Origin of the sequence: Jiella soli (assembly GCF_020615385.1) — a bacterium.
Taxonomy (GTDB): Bacteria; Pseudomonadota; Alphaproteobacteria; order Rhizobiales; family Rhizobiaceae; genus VKMB-3413.
This window is the reverse complement of sequence record NZ_JAJAVB010000002.1, coordinates 491665-505734: the sequence shown is the minus strand read 5'-3', so window position 1 is coordinate 505734 and position 14070 is coordinate 491665. Positions and strand designations below refer to the sequence as shown.

The 14070-nt window shown below is 66.3% G+C and carries 11 protein-coding genes; 4 read left to right on the top strand and 7 right to left on the bottom strand.

The features are described from left to right. Window positions 1-194: 194 nt before the first annotated feature. The 7 genes from LH400_RS02710 to LH400_RS02680 all read right to left on the bottom strand — a co-directional run bounded on the left by LH400_RS02710 (window position 195) and on the right by LH400_RS02680 (window position 9000). Window positions 195-1946, bottom strand: a complete 1752-nt coding sequence (locus tag LH400_RS02710; RefSeq protein WP_229151094.1) for an ABC transporter ATP-binding protein — start codon at window positions 1944-1946, stop codon at window positions 195-197. Between the two features lie 11 nt (window positions 1947-1957). After that, window positions 1958-2905, bottom strand: coding sequence for an ABC transporter permease (locus tag LH400_RS02705; RefSeq protein ID WP_370638312.1), 948 nt, complete (start codon window positions 2903-2905; stop codon window positions 1958-1960). Next, complete coding sequence (locus tag LH400_RS02700) at window positions 2902-3870, bottom strand: ABC transporter permease (RefSeq protein ID WP_229151093.1); 969 nt, start codon at window positions 3868-3870, stop codon at window positions 2902-2904. The genes LH400_RS02705 and LH400_RS02700 overlap by 4 nt, the downstream gene beginning before the upstream one ends. Window positions 3871-3991: 121 nt before the next feature. Continuing rightward, on the bottom strand, window positions 3992-5587 hold the full coding sequence (locus LH400_RS02695; RefSeq protein WP_229151092.1) for an ABC transporter substrate-binding protein: 1596 nt from the start codon (window positions 5585-5587) through the stop codon (window positions 3992-3994). A 44-nt stretch (window positions 5588-5631) separates the two neighbouring features. Beyond that, a complete protein-coding gene (locus LH400_RS02690; protein ID WP_229151091.1) occupies window positions 5632-6807 on the bottom strand; it encodes a M20 aminoacylase family protein in 1176 nt (391 codons plus the stop codon). A 29-nt stretch (window positions 6808-6836) separates the two neighbouring features. Continuing rightward, a complete protein-coding gene (gene argE, locus LH400_RS02685; RefSeq protein WP_229151090.1) occupies window positions 6837-7976 on the bottom strand; it encodes an acetylornithine deacetylase in 1140 nt (379 codons plus the stop codon). 367 nt (window positions 7977-8343) lie between these two features. Then, window positions 8344-9000 carry a TetR/AcrR family transcriptional regulator gene (locus LH400_RS02680; protein WP_229151089.1) on the bottom strand — a complete coding sequence of 219 codons (657 nt, stop codon included), beginning with the start codon at window positions 8998-9000 and terminating at the stop codon, window positions 8344-8346. A gap of 135 nt (window positions 9001-9135) precedes the next feature. Here LH400_RS02680 and LH400_RS02675 point away from each other — a divergent pair, with 135 nt between their 5' ends. The 4 genes from LH400_RS02675 to LH400_RS02660 are packed head-to-tail and all read left to right on the top strand — an operon-like array spanning window position 9136 to window position 13999. Continuing rightward, on the top strand, window positions 9136-9966 hold the full coding sequence (locus tag LH400_RS02675; protein ID WP_229151088.1) for an FAD binding domain-containing protein: 831 nt from the start codon (window positions 9136-9138) through the stop codon (window positions 9964-9966). Continuing rightward, window positions 9963-10517 (top strand): (2Fe-2S)-binding protein, encoded by a 555-nt coding sequence (locus tag LH400_RS02670; RefSeq protein ID WP_229151087.1) that lies wholly within the window; start codon window positions 9963-9965, stop codon window positions 10515-10517. The genes LH400_RS02675 and LH400_RS02670 overlap by 4 nt, the downstream gene beginning before the upstream one ends. After that, on the top strand, window positions 10514-12895 hold the full coding sequence (locus LH400_RS02665; RefSeq protein ID WP_229151086.1) for a xanthine dehydrogenase family protein molybdopterin-binding subunit: 2382 nt from the start codon (window positions 10514-10516) through the stop codon (window positions 12893-12895). The genes LH400_RS02670 and LH400_RS02665 overlap by 4 nt, the downstream gene beginning before the upstream one ends. A gap of 45 nt (window positions 12896-12940) precedes the next feature. Further along, window positions 12941-13999 (top strand): C4-dicarboxylate TRAP transporter substrate-binding protein, encoded by a 1059-nt coding sequence (locus tag LH400_RS02660; protein WP_229151085.1) that lies wholly within the window; start codon window positions 12941-12943, stop codon window positions 13997-13999. Window positions 14000-14070 lie beyond the last annotated feature (71 nt).

The window sequence follows — 14070 nt, the reverse complement described above, 5'->3', positions numbered from 1 at the left end:
TCATCCTTCGGCATCTTCTCGATCATCCGCCCGAACAGGCGCGTCGGCAATGCCCATCCCGCAACGCGCCCCAGCGCGAGGGGCATTGAGCGCGAAATTGAAAGCTGGTTCCTGTGATCGCGGCGCACTGCCTTGGCCGCGGTTGGTGATGTCACCGGTGGGCAGGCAGTGGCACGCGGCCGGCGGTCCGAGGATCAGGCGTCGAGGGGCTTTCCTTCCGGATGTGGATGCGCCGCCTCTTCGCCGGCTTCCGCGTCGCGGTGCATGCGCGGCATCAGCGCCATCAGGTGCCGCGTGTAGTCGTGCTGCGGCCGCTCGAACAGATCCTCGGTCGCCGCGACTTCCATGACCTTGCCGCCACGCAGCACCGCGACGCGATCGCACATCTGCCGGATCACCGGCAAATCGTGGCTGATGAACAGCATGGTGAGGCCGAGCTCGTCCTGCAGGTCCTTCAGGAGGTTGAGGATCTGCGCCTGGATCGAGACGTCGAGCGCCGAGGTCGGCTCGTCGCAGATGAGGAAGCGCGGCCGGGTCGCCAACGCCCGCGCGATCGAGATGCGCTGGCGCTGGCCGCCGGAAAATTCGTGCGGGTATTTGGCGGCAGCGCGCCGGCCGAGCCCGACATGGTCGAGCAGGTCGTCGACGATCTGCCGGATCTCCCGGCGCGATCCGGCGAGCTTGTGGAAGCGGATCGGCTCGGCGACGATGTCGCGCACCGTCATGCGCGGGTTCACCGAGGAATACGGGTCCTGGAAGATCATCTGCATCTGCCGGCGATAGCGGTTCAGCGCCTTGCGGCTGCCGAGCCTGGCGAGATCGGTGCCGGCAAAGCGGATCTCGCCTGCCGTCGGCCTGTAGATGCCGGTGATCAGCCGCGCGATGGTCGATTTGCCCGAGCCGGATTCGCCGACGAGGCCGAAGGTTTCGCCGGGCCGGATGTCGAAGGAGACGCCGTCGACCGCCCGAACCTCCTGGCGGCCTCCGCCGAACAGCGAGCCGAGATGGAAGATCATCTCCAGATCGCGGACCGCGACCAGCGAGCCTTCCACAGCGTCATAGTCGCGGTGCCGGCCGAGCCAGTGCGTCTTGAGATCGAGACTGCGGCGCGTGCCGCCGGATTCGATGTGCTCGACCAGGGGGAAGCGGTCGAGCTTGACGTCCGGCCGGGGCACCGCCGAGATCAGGCTCCTGGTATAGGCGTGGTCGGGGTCGCCGAGGATCTTTGCGGTCGGCCCGGTCTCGACGACCTCGCCGCGATACATCACCGCCACCCGGTCGGCGATCTCGGCGATCACGCCCATGTCGTGGGTGATGATCAGCATGCCGGCGCCGGATTCCTTCACCAGCGAGCGCAGAAGATCGAGGATCTGCGCCTGGATCGAGACGTCGAGCGCCGTCGTCGGTTCGTCGGCGATGATGACGTCGGGCTCGGCGCAGAGCGCGAGCGCGATGACCACACGTTGGCGCATGCCGCCGGAGAACTGGTGCGGATAGTGGTCGATGCGGCGGTCGGGGTCGGGGATGCCGACTTGTTCCATCAGTCGGATCGCGCGCTCTCGCGCCTCCGCCTCGTCCACCGGCAGATGCGTGCGGATCGTGGTGATCAGTTGCTCGGCGACGGTGCGCAAGGGGTCGAGCGAGGTCAGAGGATCCTGGAAGATCATCGAGATCTTCGCCCCGCGCAGCCGTCGCATGGGTTCGGCTGCGAGATCGTCAATCCGCTGGCCTTCCAGCGTCACCGTGCCGGCGGAGACGCGGCCGGGCCGCTCCAGAAGGCCCATGGCGGCATTGCCGATGGTCGACTTGCCGGCGCCGGATTCGCCGACGACGCCGAGGATCTCGCCTGCGGCGAGCTGCAGCGTGATGTTCCTGGCGGCCACGACGTCGCCGCGGCGGGAGGGGAACTCGACCCTGAGGCCGTCGATGTCGAGGAGGATCGTCATGGCCCGTCTCCTCAGCGCAGCTTCGGGTTCAGCGCGTCGCGCAGCCAGTCGCCGAGGAGGTTGATCGCCAAGACCAGAATCACCAGCGCGACGCCCGGGAAGATCGTGATCCACCACTCGCCGGAGAACAGATAGTCGTTGCCGACCCGGATCAGCGTGCCGAGCGAGGGCGAAGTCGGCGGCACGCCGACGCCGAGGAAGGAAAGGGTCGCCTCGGTGATGACCGCCAGCGCCAGCTGGATCGTCGCGATGACGAGCACGGGGCCGAGCACGTTCGGCATGATGTGGCGGAACAGGATCGTCGTCGTCGGCAGGCCGATCACCTGGCCGGCCTGGACGTATTCCTTGGTGCGCTCGATCATCACCGAAGAGCGCACGGTGCGGGCATACTGCACCCAGAAGCTCGATCCGATGGCCAGCACGAGGACATAGACGGCGATCTGGTCATAATCTTCGCGCGGCAGGAGCCCGCGCAGGACGCCGTCGATCAGGAGGGCGATCAGGATCGCGGGGAAGGACAACTGCACGTCGGCGATGCGCATCAGGATCGCATCGAGGATGCCGCCGGCATAACCGGAGACCAGTCCGACGACGACGCCGATCGCCATGGCGAGGATCACCGACAGGAAGCCGACGAGGAGCGAGATCCGGGCGCCGTAGAGGATGGTCGAGAAGACGTCGCGGCCCTGGTCGTCGGTGCCGAGCAGGAAGCTCGGCGATCCCCCGTCCATCCAGGCCGGCGGCAACAGCGAATCCATCAGGTCGATCGAGGCGAGGTCGAAGGGGTTGTGCGGCGCGACGAGCGGCGCGAACACTGCGCCGAACAGAATGACCAGCGTCACGATCGCCGACCCGATCGCCACCGGCGAATGGGTGAAGGCGTGGACGAGGTCGCTCCCGACGAGGCGCCCGCGCCAGCCGATGGTTTCCGCCTCCGCAGCGGCTTCGACTTCGCTCACCGCTGCACCCTGAGGCGTGGATCGACCACGAAATAGAGGATGTCGACGGTCAGATTGATCACGACGAAGATGAAGGCGATGAGGAGAAGGTAGGCGGCCATCACGGGAATATCGACGTTCTCGATCGCCTGGATGAACAACAGGCCCATGCCGGGCCACTGGAAGACGCTCTCGGTGATGATCGCGAAGGCGATGATCGAGCCGATCTGCAGGCCGATGATCGTCATCACCGGAACCAGCGTGTTCTTCAGCGCGATCTGGAAGTTGATGGTGCGCGAGCGGAGGCCCCTCGCGCGGGCGAACTTGACGTAGTCGGTGCGCAAGACTTCCAGCATCTCGGCGCGGACCAGCCGGACGATCAGCGTCATCTGGAAGATCGCGAGGGTAATCGCCGGCATGATCAGCGATTTCAGCCCGCTCTCAGTGAGGAAGCCGGTCGTCCACCAGCCGATATGGACGACATCGCCGCGCCCGAAGGTCGGCAGCCATCGCAGGATCACGCCGAAGACCAGGATCAGGAGGATGCCGATCAGGAATGTCGGCAGCGAGATGCCGATCAGCGACAGCGTCATGAAGGCGCGGCTGAGGATGCCCTTGCGGTTCAGCGCGGTGTAGACGCCCATCGGGACGCCGATCGCCAAGGCCATGACGGCGGACACCAGGGACAGCTCGAAGGTGGCGGGGAAGCGCTGGGCGAGGAGCATGTCCACCGGCTGGCGCAGGCGGTAAGACTGGCCGAAATCACCCTGAAGCGCGTTGCCGATGAAGCGCGCGAACTGGACGAAGAACGGATCGTTGAGCCCGAGCTGCTGGCGCAGCGCCTCGCGCTGGGCGAGCGTCGTGTCCTGCCCGACCATGTTGTTGATGGGGTCGCCGACATAGCGGAACAGCGCAAAGGCGATCAGCGCGACGACCAGCATCACCAGGACGGACTGCGCCAGCCGTTTAAGGACGAAGAGAAGCATGTGCCTCGGTATCGTGGGAGCTGCGCCCCCGCCTCAAGGCGGGTGGGGCGGGAGCGGACGGGGTCGGCGGGCAAAGCAGCCGATGGCGCCGGGGCGGCTTTGCGCCGCCCCGGCGCCGGCGTCACTTCACCATCACGTTGCGGAAGTCGAGCACGTCGTCGGCGCGCTGCTTGACCTCGACCGTGTCGCGCACGCCCCAGGAGAGCGGCTGCTGGTGGATCGGCAGATAGCCGACGTCGTCCTTCAGGAGCTTGAAGGCCTGGTCGATCAGGTCCTGGCGCTTGGCCTGGTCGGTCTCGTTCTCGATCTGGCCGATCAGTTCGTCGATCTTCGGATTGGAATAATGGCCGTAGTTGAACTGGCCGGCATTCGCGTCCTTGTCGAAGGAATGAACCAGGTTGAACAGCGCGTTGTCGGCGTCGATCGTCGTCGGCGTCCAGCCGAGGAGGTAGAACGAGGTGTCGTTGCCGCTCTGCGGGGACACCTTGGCGAAGTATTTCGACTTCGGCTGGGCGTTCAGCTCGACCTTGATGCCGATCCGGGCGAGGTATCCGGCGACCGCACGGCAGATCAGCTCGTCGTTGACATAGCGGTTGTTCGGGCAGTCCATGCCGAGTTCGAACCCGTCCGGATAACCGGCCTCGTCGAGCAGCTTCTTCGACAGCTCCGGGTCGTATTCATACGGCTCGCCGAGCGCCTCGCTGTAGCCGTTGACCTGCGGGCCGACAAGGAGACCCGTCGGGTGCGCTGCGCCGCGCATGATCTTCTTGTTGATCGCGTCGAGGTCGATCGCGTGCGCCATCGCCGAGCGGACCTTCTGGTCCTTCAGCGGGTTCTTGCCCTTGACGCTCGAATACAGAAGCTCGTCGCGGAACTGGTCCATGCCGAGGAAGATCGTGCGCACGTCGGGGGCATGCAGCGCCTTGACGCCCTGCGCGCCCTCGAGGCGCGGCCAGTCCTGGATCGGCACGGGATAGACCATGTCGAGATTGCCGGAGAGAAGCGCGGCGGTCCGCGTCGCGTCCTCGCTGACCGGCGTGAAGACGACGTCGGTGACGTTGGACTTCATGTCCTTGTCCCAGTAGCCGTCATACTTCTTGAAGACGGTCTTCACGTCCGGCTGGCGCGAGACGACGACGAAGGGCCCGGTGCCGTTCTCGTGCGAGGCGGCAAAGCTCGAGCCGCCATTCGCGTCCTTCGGGCTCGTCGCCTGCGTTGCGTCGTTCTCCTCCGCCCATTCCTTGTCCATGATGAAGAACAGCGTGAGGTCGCGGGGCAAGATCGGGTTCGGCGTCGGCGTGGTGACATCGATCGTGTAGTCGTCGACCTTCTTGATGTCGCTGATCTTGGCGCTGTAGCCCTTCATGTCGGAGCCCGGCGTCAGGCCGCGCTTCCACGTGAAGATGACGTCGTCGGCGGTGAACTCGTTGCCGTTGTGGAAGGTGACGCCCTTGCGCAGATTGAAGCGCCAGTGGGTCTTGTCGGTGTTTTCCCAGGACGTCGCCAGCGAGGGCTGCAGCTCGAGGTTGGCGTCGTAGGCAGTCAGTCCCTCGTAGACATTGCCGAGGAAGCCGAGGGTGAAGGTCTCGTTCAGGCCCTGCGGGTCGAGGGACTGCACGTCACCCTGATAGGCCCATTTGAACGTCTCGGCGTCGGCATGCGTCGCTCCGAGAGCCAGAGCCACCGTTCCAGCGAGCATCCATCGGTTCATTGCCATTCCCTTCCTCCTGTTTTCCCAAAGAAGACCGCCCGCCGAAACGACTACCGGTCGCTCCGCGGCATGGCCGCTTCCACCAGTCGCGCCCAGTAGGAGCAGCCGACGGGAATCGCATCGTCGTTGAAGTCGAAGCCGGGATGGTGCACCGGCGCGGTGTCGCCGTTTCCGACGAAGATGAAGGCTCCGGGCCGCGCTTCCAGCATGAAGGCGAAGTCCTCGCCGCCCATCACCGGCGGCGCGTCGGCGTCGACCTGGCCCTCGCCGGCGACTTCCGCCGCGATGCGCGCGGCAAATTCGGTGCGGGCGGGATCGTTGACGACGACGGGATATTGCCTGCGGTAGTCGAGCATCGCCTTGCCGCCGAGGGCGCGCGCGGTCAGCGTCACCACCTCGTCCATGCGCGTCTCGGCGAGATTGCGGATCTCCGGCTTCAGGGTGCGCACGGTCCCGCGCAGCACGGCAGTCGGGGGAATGACGTTGAATGCCTCGCCGGCATGCATCTGGGTGACCGAGACGACGGCCGACTGGATCGGATCGACATTGCGCGAGACGATCGTCTGCAGCGAGAGCATGATCTGGGCCGCGATCAGGGTCGCGTCGACGCACTGATGCGGGTAGGCGGCATGTCCGCCCACACCGTCGACGGTGATCTCGAACTCGTCGGCTGAGGCCATGATCGGACCCGGCCGCGTCAGGAACTGCCCGACCGGCAGGCCGGGCCGGTTGTGCATTCCGTAAACCTCCTGAATGCCGAAGCGGTCCATCATGCCGTCCTCGACCATCTCGCGCCCGCCGCCGCCGCCTTCCTCCGCCGGCTGGAAGATCAGCGCCACGGCGCCGTCGAAATTGCGCGTCTCGGCGAGATACTGCGCGGCGCCAAGAAGCATCGCCGTGTGCCCGTCATGGCCGCAGGCGTGCATCTTGCCGGGCGTCTGCGAGGCATAGGGCACGCCCGTCGCCTCGACGATCGGCAGGGCGTCCATGTCGGCCCGAAGACCGATGACCCGGCCCGAGCCGGTGTCGCGGCCCTTGATGATGCCGACGACCCCGGTGCGCCCGAGACCGGTAACCACCTCGTCGACGCCGAAGCCGCGCAGCTTCTCCGCGACCAGCCCGGCGGTGCGCTCGACGTCGAACATCAGTTCGGGATGCGCGTGAATGTCGCGTCGCCACTCGGTGATCTCGGAATGCAGGGCGGCGAAGCGGTTGATGGTCGGCACGTCGGTTCTTTCGATGCTGGTCTGGTGCTTCAGTTTTTCAGGCGCTCGATCAGCCGGCGCTGGAAGGCTTCGCCCGCGGCGAGCTGCTCGCGGGTGATGAATTCGTCGGGCGCGTGGCCCTGCTCCATGTCGCCGGGGCCGCAGACGACGGTGGAGAAGGCTTCGTCCTGGAACTGGCCGGCCTCGGTGCCGTAGGCGACGGCGTGTTCGGCATTGTCGCCGGTCAGAGCGCGCGCGAGCGCCTCGGCCTCGCCCTGCACCTCGCGGCGGCAGGCGGGGGTGTCGGAACGCCTGACGATGTCGATGCCGCTTGCCGGGTCAACCCGTTGCATCTCGGATTCGAGCGAGGCCGCGAAGGCCTGAAACTCGGCGAGATAGTCGCCCGACCGCTCGCTCGGCAGCGTCCGTATGTCGACGGTGAAGCGGCAGTCCTTGGCGGTGATGTTGTGGGCGGTGCCGCCCTCGATCCGGCCCGAATGGAGCGTCGTGTAGGGCGGGACGAACAGACTGTCGCCGCCTGCGTTTCCGGCCGCGAGCCGGTTCGTCTCCATGCGCTCCGACAGCCAGGTGATCAGCCGGGCCGCGACCATGATCGCCGAGACGCCCTCGTGAACGACGCTCGAATGCACCGGCTTGCCGCGGACATGCACCTCGAGGCCCATCACTCCCTTGTGGCCGGTGACGACCTGCATCTTGGTCGGCTCGCCGACGATCACCGCCTGGGGCGGCGCGATCGTCTCGCGCATCTCGCGGATCATGGACGGCGCACCGAGGCAGCCGACCTCCTCGTCATAGGAGAGGGCGAGGTGGATCGGCCGCTGTAATCCGGCCGCCGCCATCTCGGGCGCCAGCGCCAGGGTGATGGCGAGGAAGCCCTTCATGTCGGTGGTGCCGCGGCCGTAGAGCCGGTCGCCGCGCGCCGTCAGCGTGAAGGGATCGCTCGTCCAGGGCTGGCCCTCGGCCGGCACGACGTCGGTATGGCCGGACAGGACGACGCCGCCGGGAACGTCGGGGCCGATGGTCGCCCAGAGATTGGACTTGCCGCCGTCCGCGTTCGGCACGCGGTGGGACACGATGCCATGCGATGCCAGATAGTCGGCGGCGAAATCGATGAGGGGAAGGTTGCTCTGGCTCGAGACCGTCGGAAATCCGACGAGTTTTCCGAGCATCTCTTCAGGCGAAAACTGCTGACCCAATGGGGACTCCAACTCGTTCGCGGGCAGCCTCTCGCCAAACTGCCTAGGAGTCAAGCATGGCTGATCGTCAGGCAGGTTGAGCAACATTTGGACGGATCGCCTGCTTGCGAGCAGGCCGCGGCATGGCGGCTTGGACCTCATCAGCCCGATCGCGCAGTTGCGATGCGCGGCCGCTATCGGTGGATCGGCGAGGGGCTCGGCGACTGCCGGCGTCGGGGCTCGGATAAATTTCAGTAGCCGCGGCGGGAATCATGGAGCGGGAGGCGTGCCATCCTTCCGAAACGGGAGATCGAGCACGGGCCGAAGCCGCAAATGGTCAGGCGCTCGGGCGGTGTCCCAATCACCCTCTTGAAGCGGCCGTCGGGTATGGTCCTTCGATGTCGAAGGAGCGGAGGAACCGCGCAATCGCGCGGTCGATCTCGTGCTGTGGGTCGTCGGGAACCGGCATTTGGTAGATGTGCTGGCGGATGCCGAGATAGACGATGCCGCCGTGAAGCGACCAGAGGTCTTCCAGGGTCGGATCGGCAGCGTCTGGCGCGGCGATCCGGACTTCCTGGAGGATGGGCTCCAGCAACGTCTTGCTGAGGTGGTTGAGGTAACGCTTGTTGAGTTCGGCGCCGGCGAGACCGGAGAACATGAAGATGCGCATCCAGTCATGGTCGAAAATGCGGCTGCCATAGTCGCGATAGAAGATCGACATCCGCTCGCCGATCGGCCGTGACCGGTCGCCGATCAGAGCCGGCCAATCCGGCGAGATGCGCTCCAGATAGACGCGGGCATAGACCGCCTCGATCAGATCCTGCTTGGTCTCGAAATATTTGAAGATCAGCGACTGGGTGACGCCGAGACGCTTGGCCAGCTCGCGGGTCTTTCCGTCGAGACCGACCTCGGCGAAGAAGCGCACCGCCTCGTCCACGATCTGTTGCTGGCGCTCCTCAGGCGGGAGGCGCCGCCGATCCGTTTCGAGGCGGGCGTCGACCCTTTCCGTTCCGACCATCGCGATTCCATTCGTTTCATCCCCAGCCCTCCTTGATCGAACGGCCGATCTGACGCAATATACGCTTAATGAGCGAACGATGAACAAGATCGATCGATCATTTGGGCCTGGGAGGGCCTGCGGGAGGAGATCGACATGAAGGCTTCCATCGGAGGCTATGCGCGCGCCGAGACGGTTGCGCATGCCATTGCCCTTCTCGGCGAGGCCGATGGCGCGGGCCGCATCCTGGCAGGCGGTCAGAGCCTGGTCGCGGCGCTCAATCTCGGGGCGAGTGCAGGCGATTTGCTCGTCGACATCGCCGGAATCCGGTCGCTGCGCGGCACGAGGCTCGATGGCAACCGTTTGGTGATCGGGGCGCTGACCCGTCACAGCGACATTGTCCGCGATGCCCTGATCGCCGAACACGCGCCGCTTTTGGCGGCCGCCGCTCCGCTGGTCGCCCATGACGCGATCCGCAATCGCGGCACCATCGGCGGCGCGCTCGCCTATGCCGATCCGGCCGCCGAATACCCCGCCTGCGCCCTGGCGCTGGGCGCGACGATCATTCTGGAAGGGCCGGACGGCACGCGGGAGGTTGCGGCGGGCGACTTCTTCCTGGGGCTCTTCGAGACCGCGCGCGAAGACAACGAAATCCTCACCGCGATCGCCGTGCCGAAGGCGAGGCGCGGCGAGCTTCATGTCATCCGCGAGGCGGCGCGCCGGGCCGGCGACTATGCGCTTGCGGGCCTTGCCGTCGTCCGGCGCGACGGCCGGCATCGCATCGGCGCCTTCGGCCTCGCCGACCGGGCGCTTCTTTGCGAGGGCGCGATGGCTGCCCTCGACCAGGACGATGTCGACGCCGCGATCACGGCTCTGGCCCAGGATATCGATCCGCCCGGCGACACGCAGGCGAGCGCCACCTACCGCCGCCACCTCGCCGGCGTCCTGCTTCGCCGGATCGCGCTCGACCTCGGAGGTGCGCAATGACGCAGACGTTTCGCGACCGTATCGACCTCGAAATGACGGTCAATGGCGAAGCGGTGGAGCTGACCGTTCCCGTCGGCCGCCACCTGATCGACGTCCTGCGCCTCGATCTCGGACTGACCGGCTCGCATGTCGGCTGCGAGCACGGCGTGTGCGGCGCCTGCACGATCGTGGTCGATGGTGCGGCGGTGCGGGGCTGCCTGACGATCGCCGCGCAATTGCAGGGCTCCAAGATCTGGACGGTCGAGGGGCTGACGGAAAGCGGTGCCATCGCCGATCTCCAGAAGGCATTCGTCGAGCGCAACGCCTTGCAGTGCGGCTATTGCACGCCGGGCATGCTGGCCTCCGCCAAGGCGCTGATCGAGGCGGACAGGGTGCCGTCCCGCGAGACCATTCGCGAGCACATGTCCGGAAACTACTGCCGTTGCACCGGCTACGAGGCGATCGTTGACGCGATCGAAATGGTGGCGAAGGCGCGAGCCGGCGAAACCGTGACGCGCTCACGCGCCGGCGAGACGGCGGCAGAGGCGCGAGACGGAGCGAGGACAAGATGACCATCCGTTTCGACGATCCCAACCGGCCGAACAGCTATATCGGCCGCACGGTCCCGCGGCCGAATGCGGGCCGTCTCGTCGCCGGTCGCGGACGCTATGTCGACGACATCACGCTGCCGCGCATGGTTCATGTCGCCTTCGTCCGCAGCCCGTATCCGCATGCGCGGATCGGCGCGATCGAGACGGAAGCAGCCAAGGCGGTAAAGGGCGTCCTGCGGGTGTTCACCGGCCGCGAGCTTGCCGAAGTGTGCACCCCCTGGGAAGGCAAGCTCCTCCACCTCGAAGGCATGAAGACGCCGCCGCAGCATGCGCTCGCCGTCGACCGGGCCTGCTGGGTAGGCGAACCGGTCGTCGCGGTCGTCGGCCGGACGCGCGCCGACGCGGAAGCCGGTGCGGCGCTGGTCGAGATCGACTTCGAGCCCTTGCCTGCCGTCACCGACATCCGGACCGCACTCGATGCGGACACGCCCGTCCTGCACGAGGCGCTCGGCGACAATCTCTGCTTCCGCAAGACCAACGAGAAGGGCGAGGTCGACCGGATCTTCGCCGAAGCGCACAAGGTGGTGGAGGCCTCGTTCAAGACGGCCCGCCACACCGGCGTCACCCTTGAGCCGCGTGTCATCCTGGCCGACTGGAACAGCGGCGACGGCGAGATGACGGCGCATGTCTCGAACCAGGCGCCGCACATGCTGCAGCTTCTCCTGGCCGAGCACCTGTCGATCCCGGAGAGCCGGGTGCGCGTCGTCTGCGGCGATGTCGGCGGCTCCTTCGGGGTGAAGGTCCATGTCTATCCCGACGAGGTTGCGACCGCGGCCATCGCCAAGATCATGGAGCGCCCGGTCAAGTTCACCTGCGACCGCATGGAAGCCTTTGTCGGCGATATTCATGCCCGCGATCACGAGGCCACGGGCCGGATCGCCCTGGACGAGACCGGCAGGATCCTCGGTTTCGACGTCGACGACTGGACCGGCATCGGGCCCTATTCGATCTATCCGCGCACCTCGGCCGTCGAAGGCCTTCAGGTCACCAATCTGGTCGGCGGACCCTACGCCTTCGACCATTACCGCTGTCGCACGTCGGTGGTCTTCCAGAACAAGGGCATCTGCGCGCAATATCGCGCCGTCGGTCATCCGGTCGCCGTGGCGATCACGGAGGGCCTCGTCGACAAGGCGGCGGCGGAGATGGGGCTCGACCCGATCGCGTTTCGCCGGCGCAATCTCGTCGCCGACGACGCCTATCCGCTGACCACGGCCGCGGGCCTCAAGCTGGAGGGCCTGTCCCACCACAAGAGCCTCGATGCCCTCGTCGAGGCGATGGACTACGAGGCTCTGCGGGCCGAGCAGAAGGCGCTTCGCGAGAAGGGCATCCATCGCGGCATCGGCATTGCGAGCTTCATCGAGCTGACCAACCCGTCACCCTTCATGTACGGAATCGGCGGCGCAAGGATCTCCGCGCAGGACGGCTGCACGGTTCGCATGGACCCCGACGGATCCGTTGTCGCGCTGACCGGCGTCACCGAACAGGGGCAGGGCACCGAGGCGATCATGGCGCAGATCGTCGCCGAGGCCGTCGGAGTGTCGCCCGCAATGGTCCGCGTCGTGACCGGAGATACGCGTGTGACGCCCTTCGGTGGCGGCACCTGGGCTTCGCGCGGCGCCGGCATCGGCGGCGAGGCGGCGCTCCAGGCTGGCCGCGCCGTGCGGGGTCAGGCTCTCGAGGTCGCAGCCTCGATGCTCCAGGCCAAAGCCGGCGATCTCGACATCCGCGACGGCATCATCGTCGACGCTGAGACCGGTGAGGCGCGCATGGCGCTCTCCGAGGTCGGGCGCATCGTCTATTTCCGGGGCGACACGCTGCCGAAGGGGCTGCCGCGCGAGCTGATGCAGACGCGGCACTTCATCACCTCGAACTACCCCTATGCCTTCACCAACGGCGTCCAGGCCTCCTATGTCGAGGTCGATACGGAGACGGGGTTCGTCACGCTTCTGAAGCACTGGTGCGTGGAGGACTGCGGGCGCATCATCAATCCGCTTCTCGTGGACGAGCAGATCCGCGGCGGCATCGTGCAGGGGCTTGGAGCGGCCCTGTTCGAGGAGATCTGCTACGACCAGGAAGGCCAGCTGCTGAACGGCACGATGGCCGACTATCTCGTGCCGATGTCGGGCGAGATGCCGGACATGGTCATCCGCCATGTCGAGACGCCGACCGAGGAGAGCGAACTGGGGGCGAAAGGCGCGGGGGAGGCCGGCACAGCCGGTGCGCCGGCCGCCGTCATGAACGCGATCAACGACGCGATCCGCCCGCTCGGCGGGACGGTCACGCATATGCCCTTCACGCCGGAACGCATCCTTCGCGCGCTGGGGACGATCACCGACTGACATTGCACGGGCCGCTCCAGGCGGCTCCATCTGGGAGGAACAACAATGATGAAACTGCTTCTGGCATCGACCATGATGGTCTCGCTGCTCGGATCCGGCGCAGCCGCGCTCGCGCAGGAAAGCATCACCGTCAATATCGGCTCCTCGCACCCGGAACAGAACATCTGGGTCTACGCGATGAAGAACACGTTCCAGCCGACCGTCGACAAGATCCTTTCCGAGAAGGGTGAGTACAAGATCGACTGGAGCGAATCCTACGGCGGCACGCTCTACAAATATACCGACACGCGGGAAGCCGTTCAGGACGGGATCGTCGATGTCGGCATGGTCGGCACGGTGTGGGAAGGCTCCACCATGCCGCTGCAGAACGTCACCTACTTCACTCCGTTCGCGACGGCGGACCACAAGATGCTGATCGAGATCTTCGACGATCTCAACGCCACCCAGCCCGATCTCGTGAAGAGCTGGGACAGCTCGAACATGGTGCCGCTGTCCTCGCTGATCACCGACAGCTACGACGTCTATGCCACCTTCCCGGTGAACAAGATGGAGGATCTGAAGAACCGCCGTCTGAACGCTCCCGGCACGTCGGCGAACTGGCTCCAGGGGACCGGGGCGACGCCGGTCGACGGGGCCCTGACGACCTATTACACCAACATCCAGACCGGCGTGACCGAGGGCACGCTGTCCTTCGCCTCGGGCATCCTGCCGACCCGCGTCTACGAGGTCGCGCCGGAGCTGACCCGCGTCGGTATCGGCTCGATGTATTTCGGCTCGATCGCCGCCAACAAGGACTTCTTCGACGGCTTGCCGGAAGCGGTCCAGGCGGCATTCCGCGAAGCCGGCAAGGCGACGTCCAAGGCCCATGGCGAGTATGTCAGCGAGCTCGCCGAGAAGGCGATGACCGACATGCAGGCGGCGGGCCTGACCGTTCACGACCTTCCCGACGACCAGAAGCAAGCCTGGGTGAAGGGCCTGCCGGACATCGTCAAGCCCTGGCTCGACCAGACCGGCGACGCCGGCAAGGCGGTTCTGAGCGCCTATTTCGACGCCCTTCGCGAACATGGCGCGACGCCGCTGCGCAACTGGGACGAAGGCCGCTGATCGAAGCTGGCTGAGGCTATGCCGCCCGGCAGTCAGTCGGGCGGTTTTCTTTTCCCGCAAGCGACCGGCGA

What these genes read in the sequence shown, in the direction of transcription:
- LH400_RS02710 (WP_229151094.1), bottom strand. Translation starts at nt 1,946, where the DNA reads ATGACGATCCTCCTCGACATCGACGGCCTCAGGGTCGAGTTCCCCTCC.
- LH400_RS02700 (WP_229151093.1), bottom strand. Translation starts at nt 3,870, where the DNA reads ATGCTTCTCTTCGTCCTTAAACGGCTGGCGCAGTCCGTCCTGGTGATG.
- LH400_RS02695 (WP_229151092.1), bottom strand. Translation starts at nt 5,587, where the DNA reads ATGGCAATGAACCGATGGATGCTCGCTGGAACGGTGGCTCTGGCTCTC.
- argE (WP_229151090.1), bottom strand. Translation starts at nt 7,976, where the DNA reads ATGCTCGGAAAACTCGTCGGATTTCCGACGGTCTCGAGCCAGAGCAAC.
- LH400_RS02680 (WP_229151089.1), bottom strand. Translation starts at nt 9,000, where the DNA reads ATGGTCGGAACGGAAAGGGTCGACGCCCGCCTCGAAACGGATCGGCGG.
- LH400_RS02675 (WP_229151088.1), top strand. Translation starts at nt 9,136, where the DNA reads ATGAAGGCTTCCATCGGAGGCTATGCGCGCGCCGAGACGGTTGCGCAT.
- LH400_RS02670 (WP_229151087.1), top strand. Translation starts at nt 9,963, where the DNA reads ATGACGCAGACGTTTCGCGACCGTATCGACCTCGAAATGACGGTCAAT.
- LH400_RS02665 (WP_229151086.1), top strand. Translation starts at nt 10,514, where the DNA reads ATGACCATCCGTTTCGACGATCCCAACCGGCCGAACAGCTATATCGGC.
- LH400_RS02660 (WP_229151085.1), top strand. Translation starts at nt 12,941, where the DNA reads ATGATGAAACTGCTTCTGGCATCGACCATGATGGTCTCGCTGCTCGGA.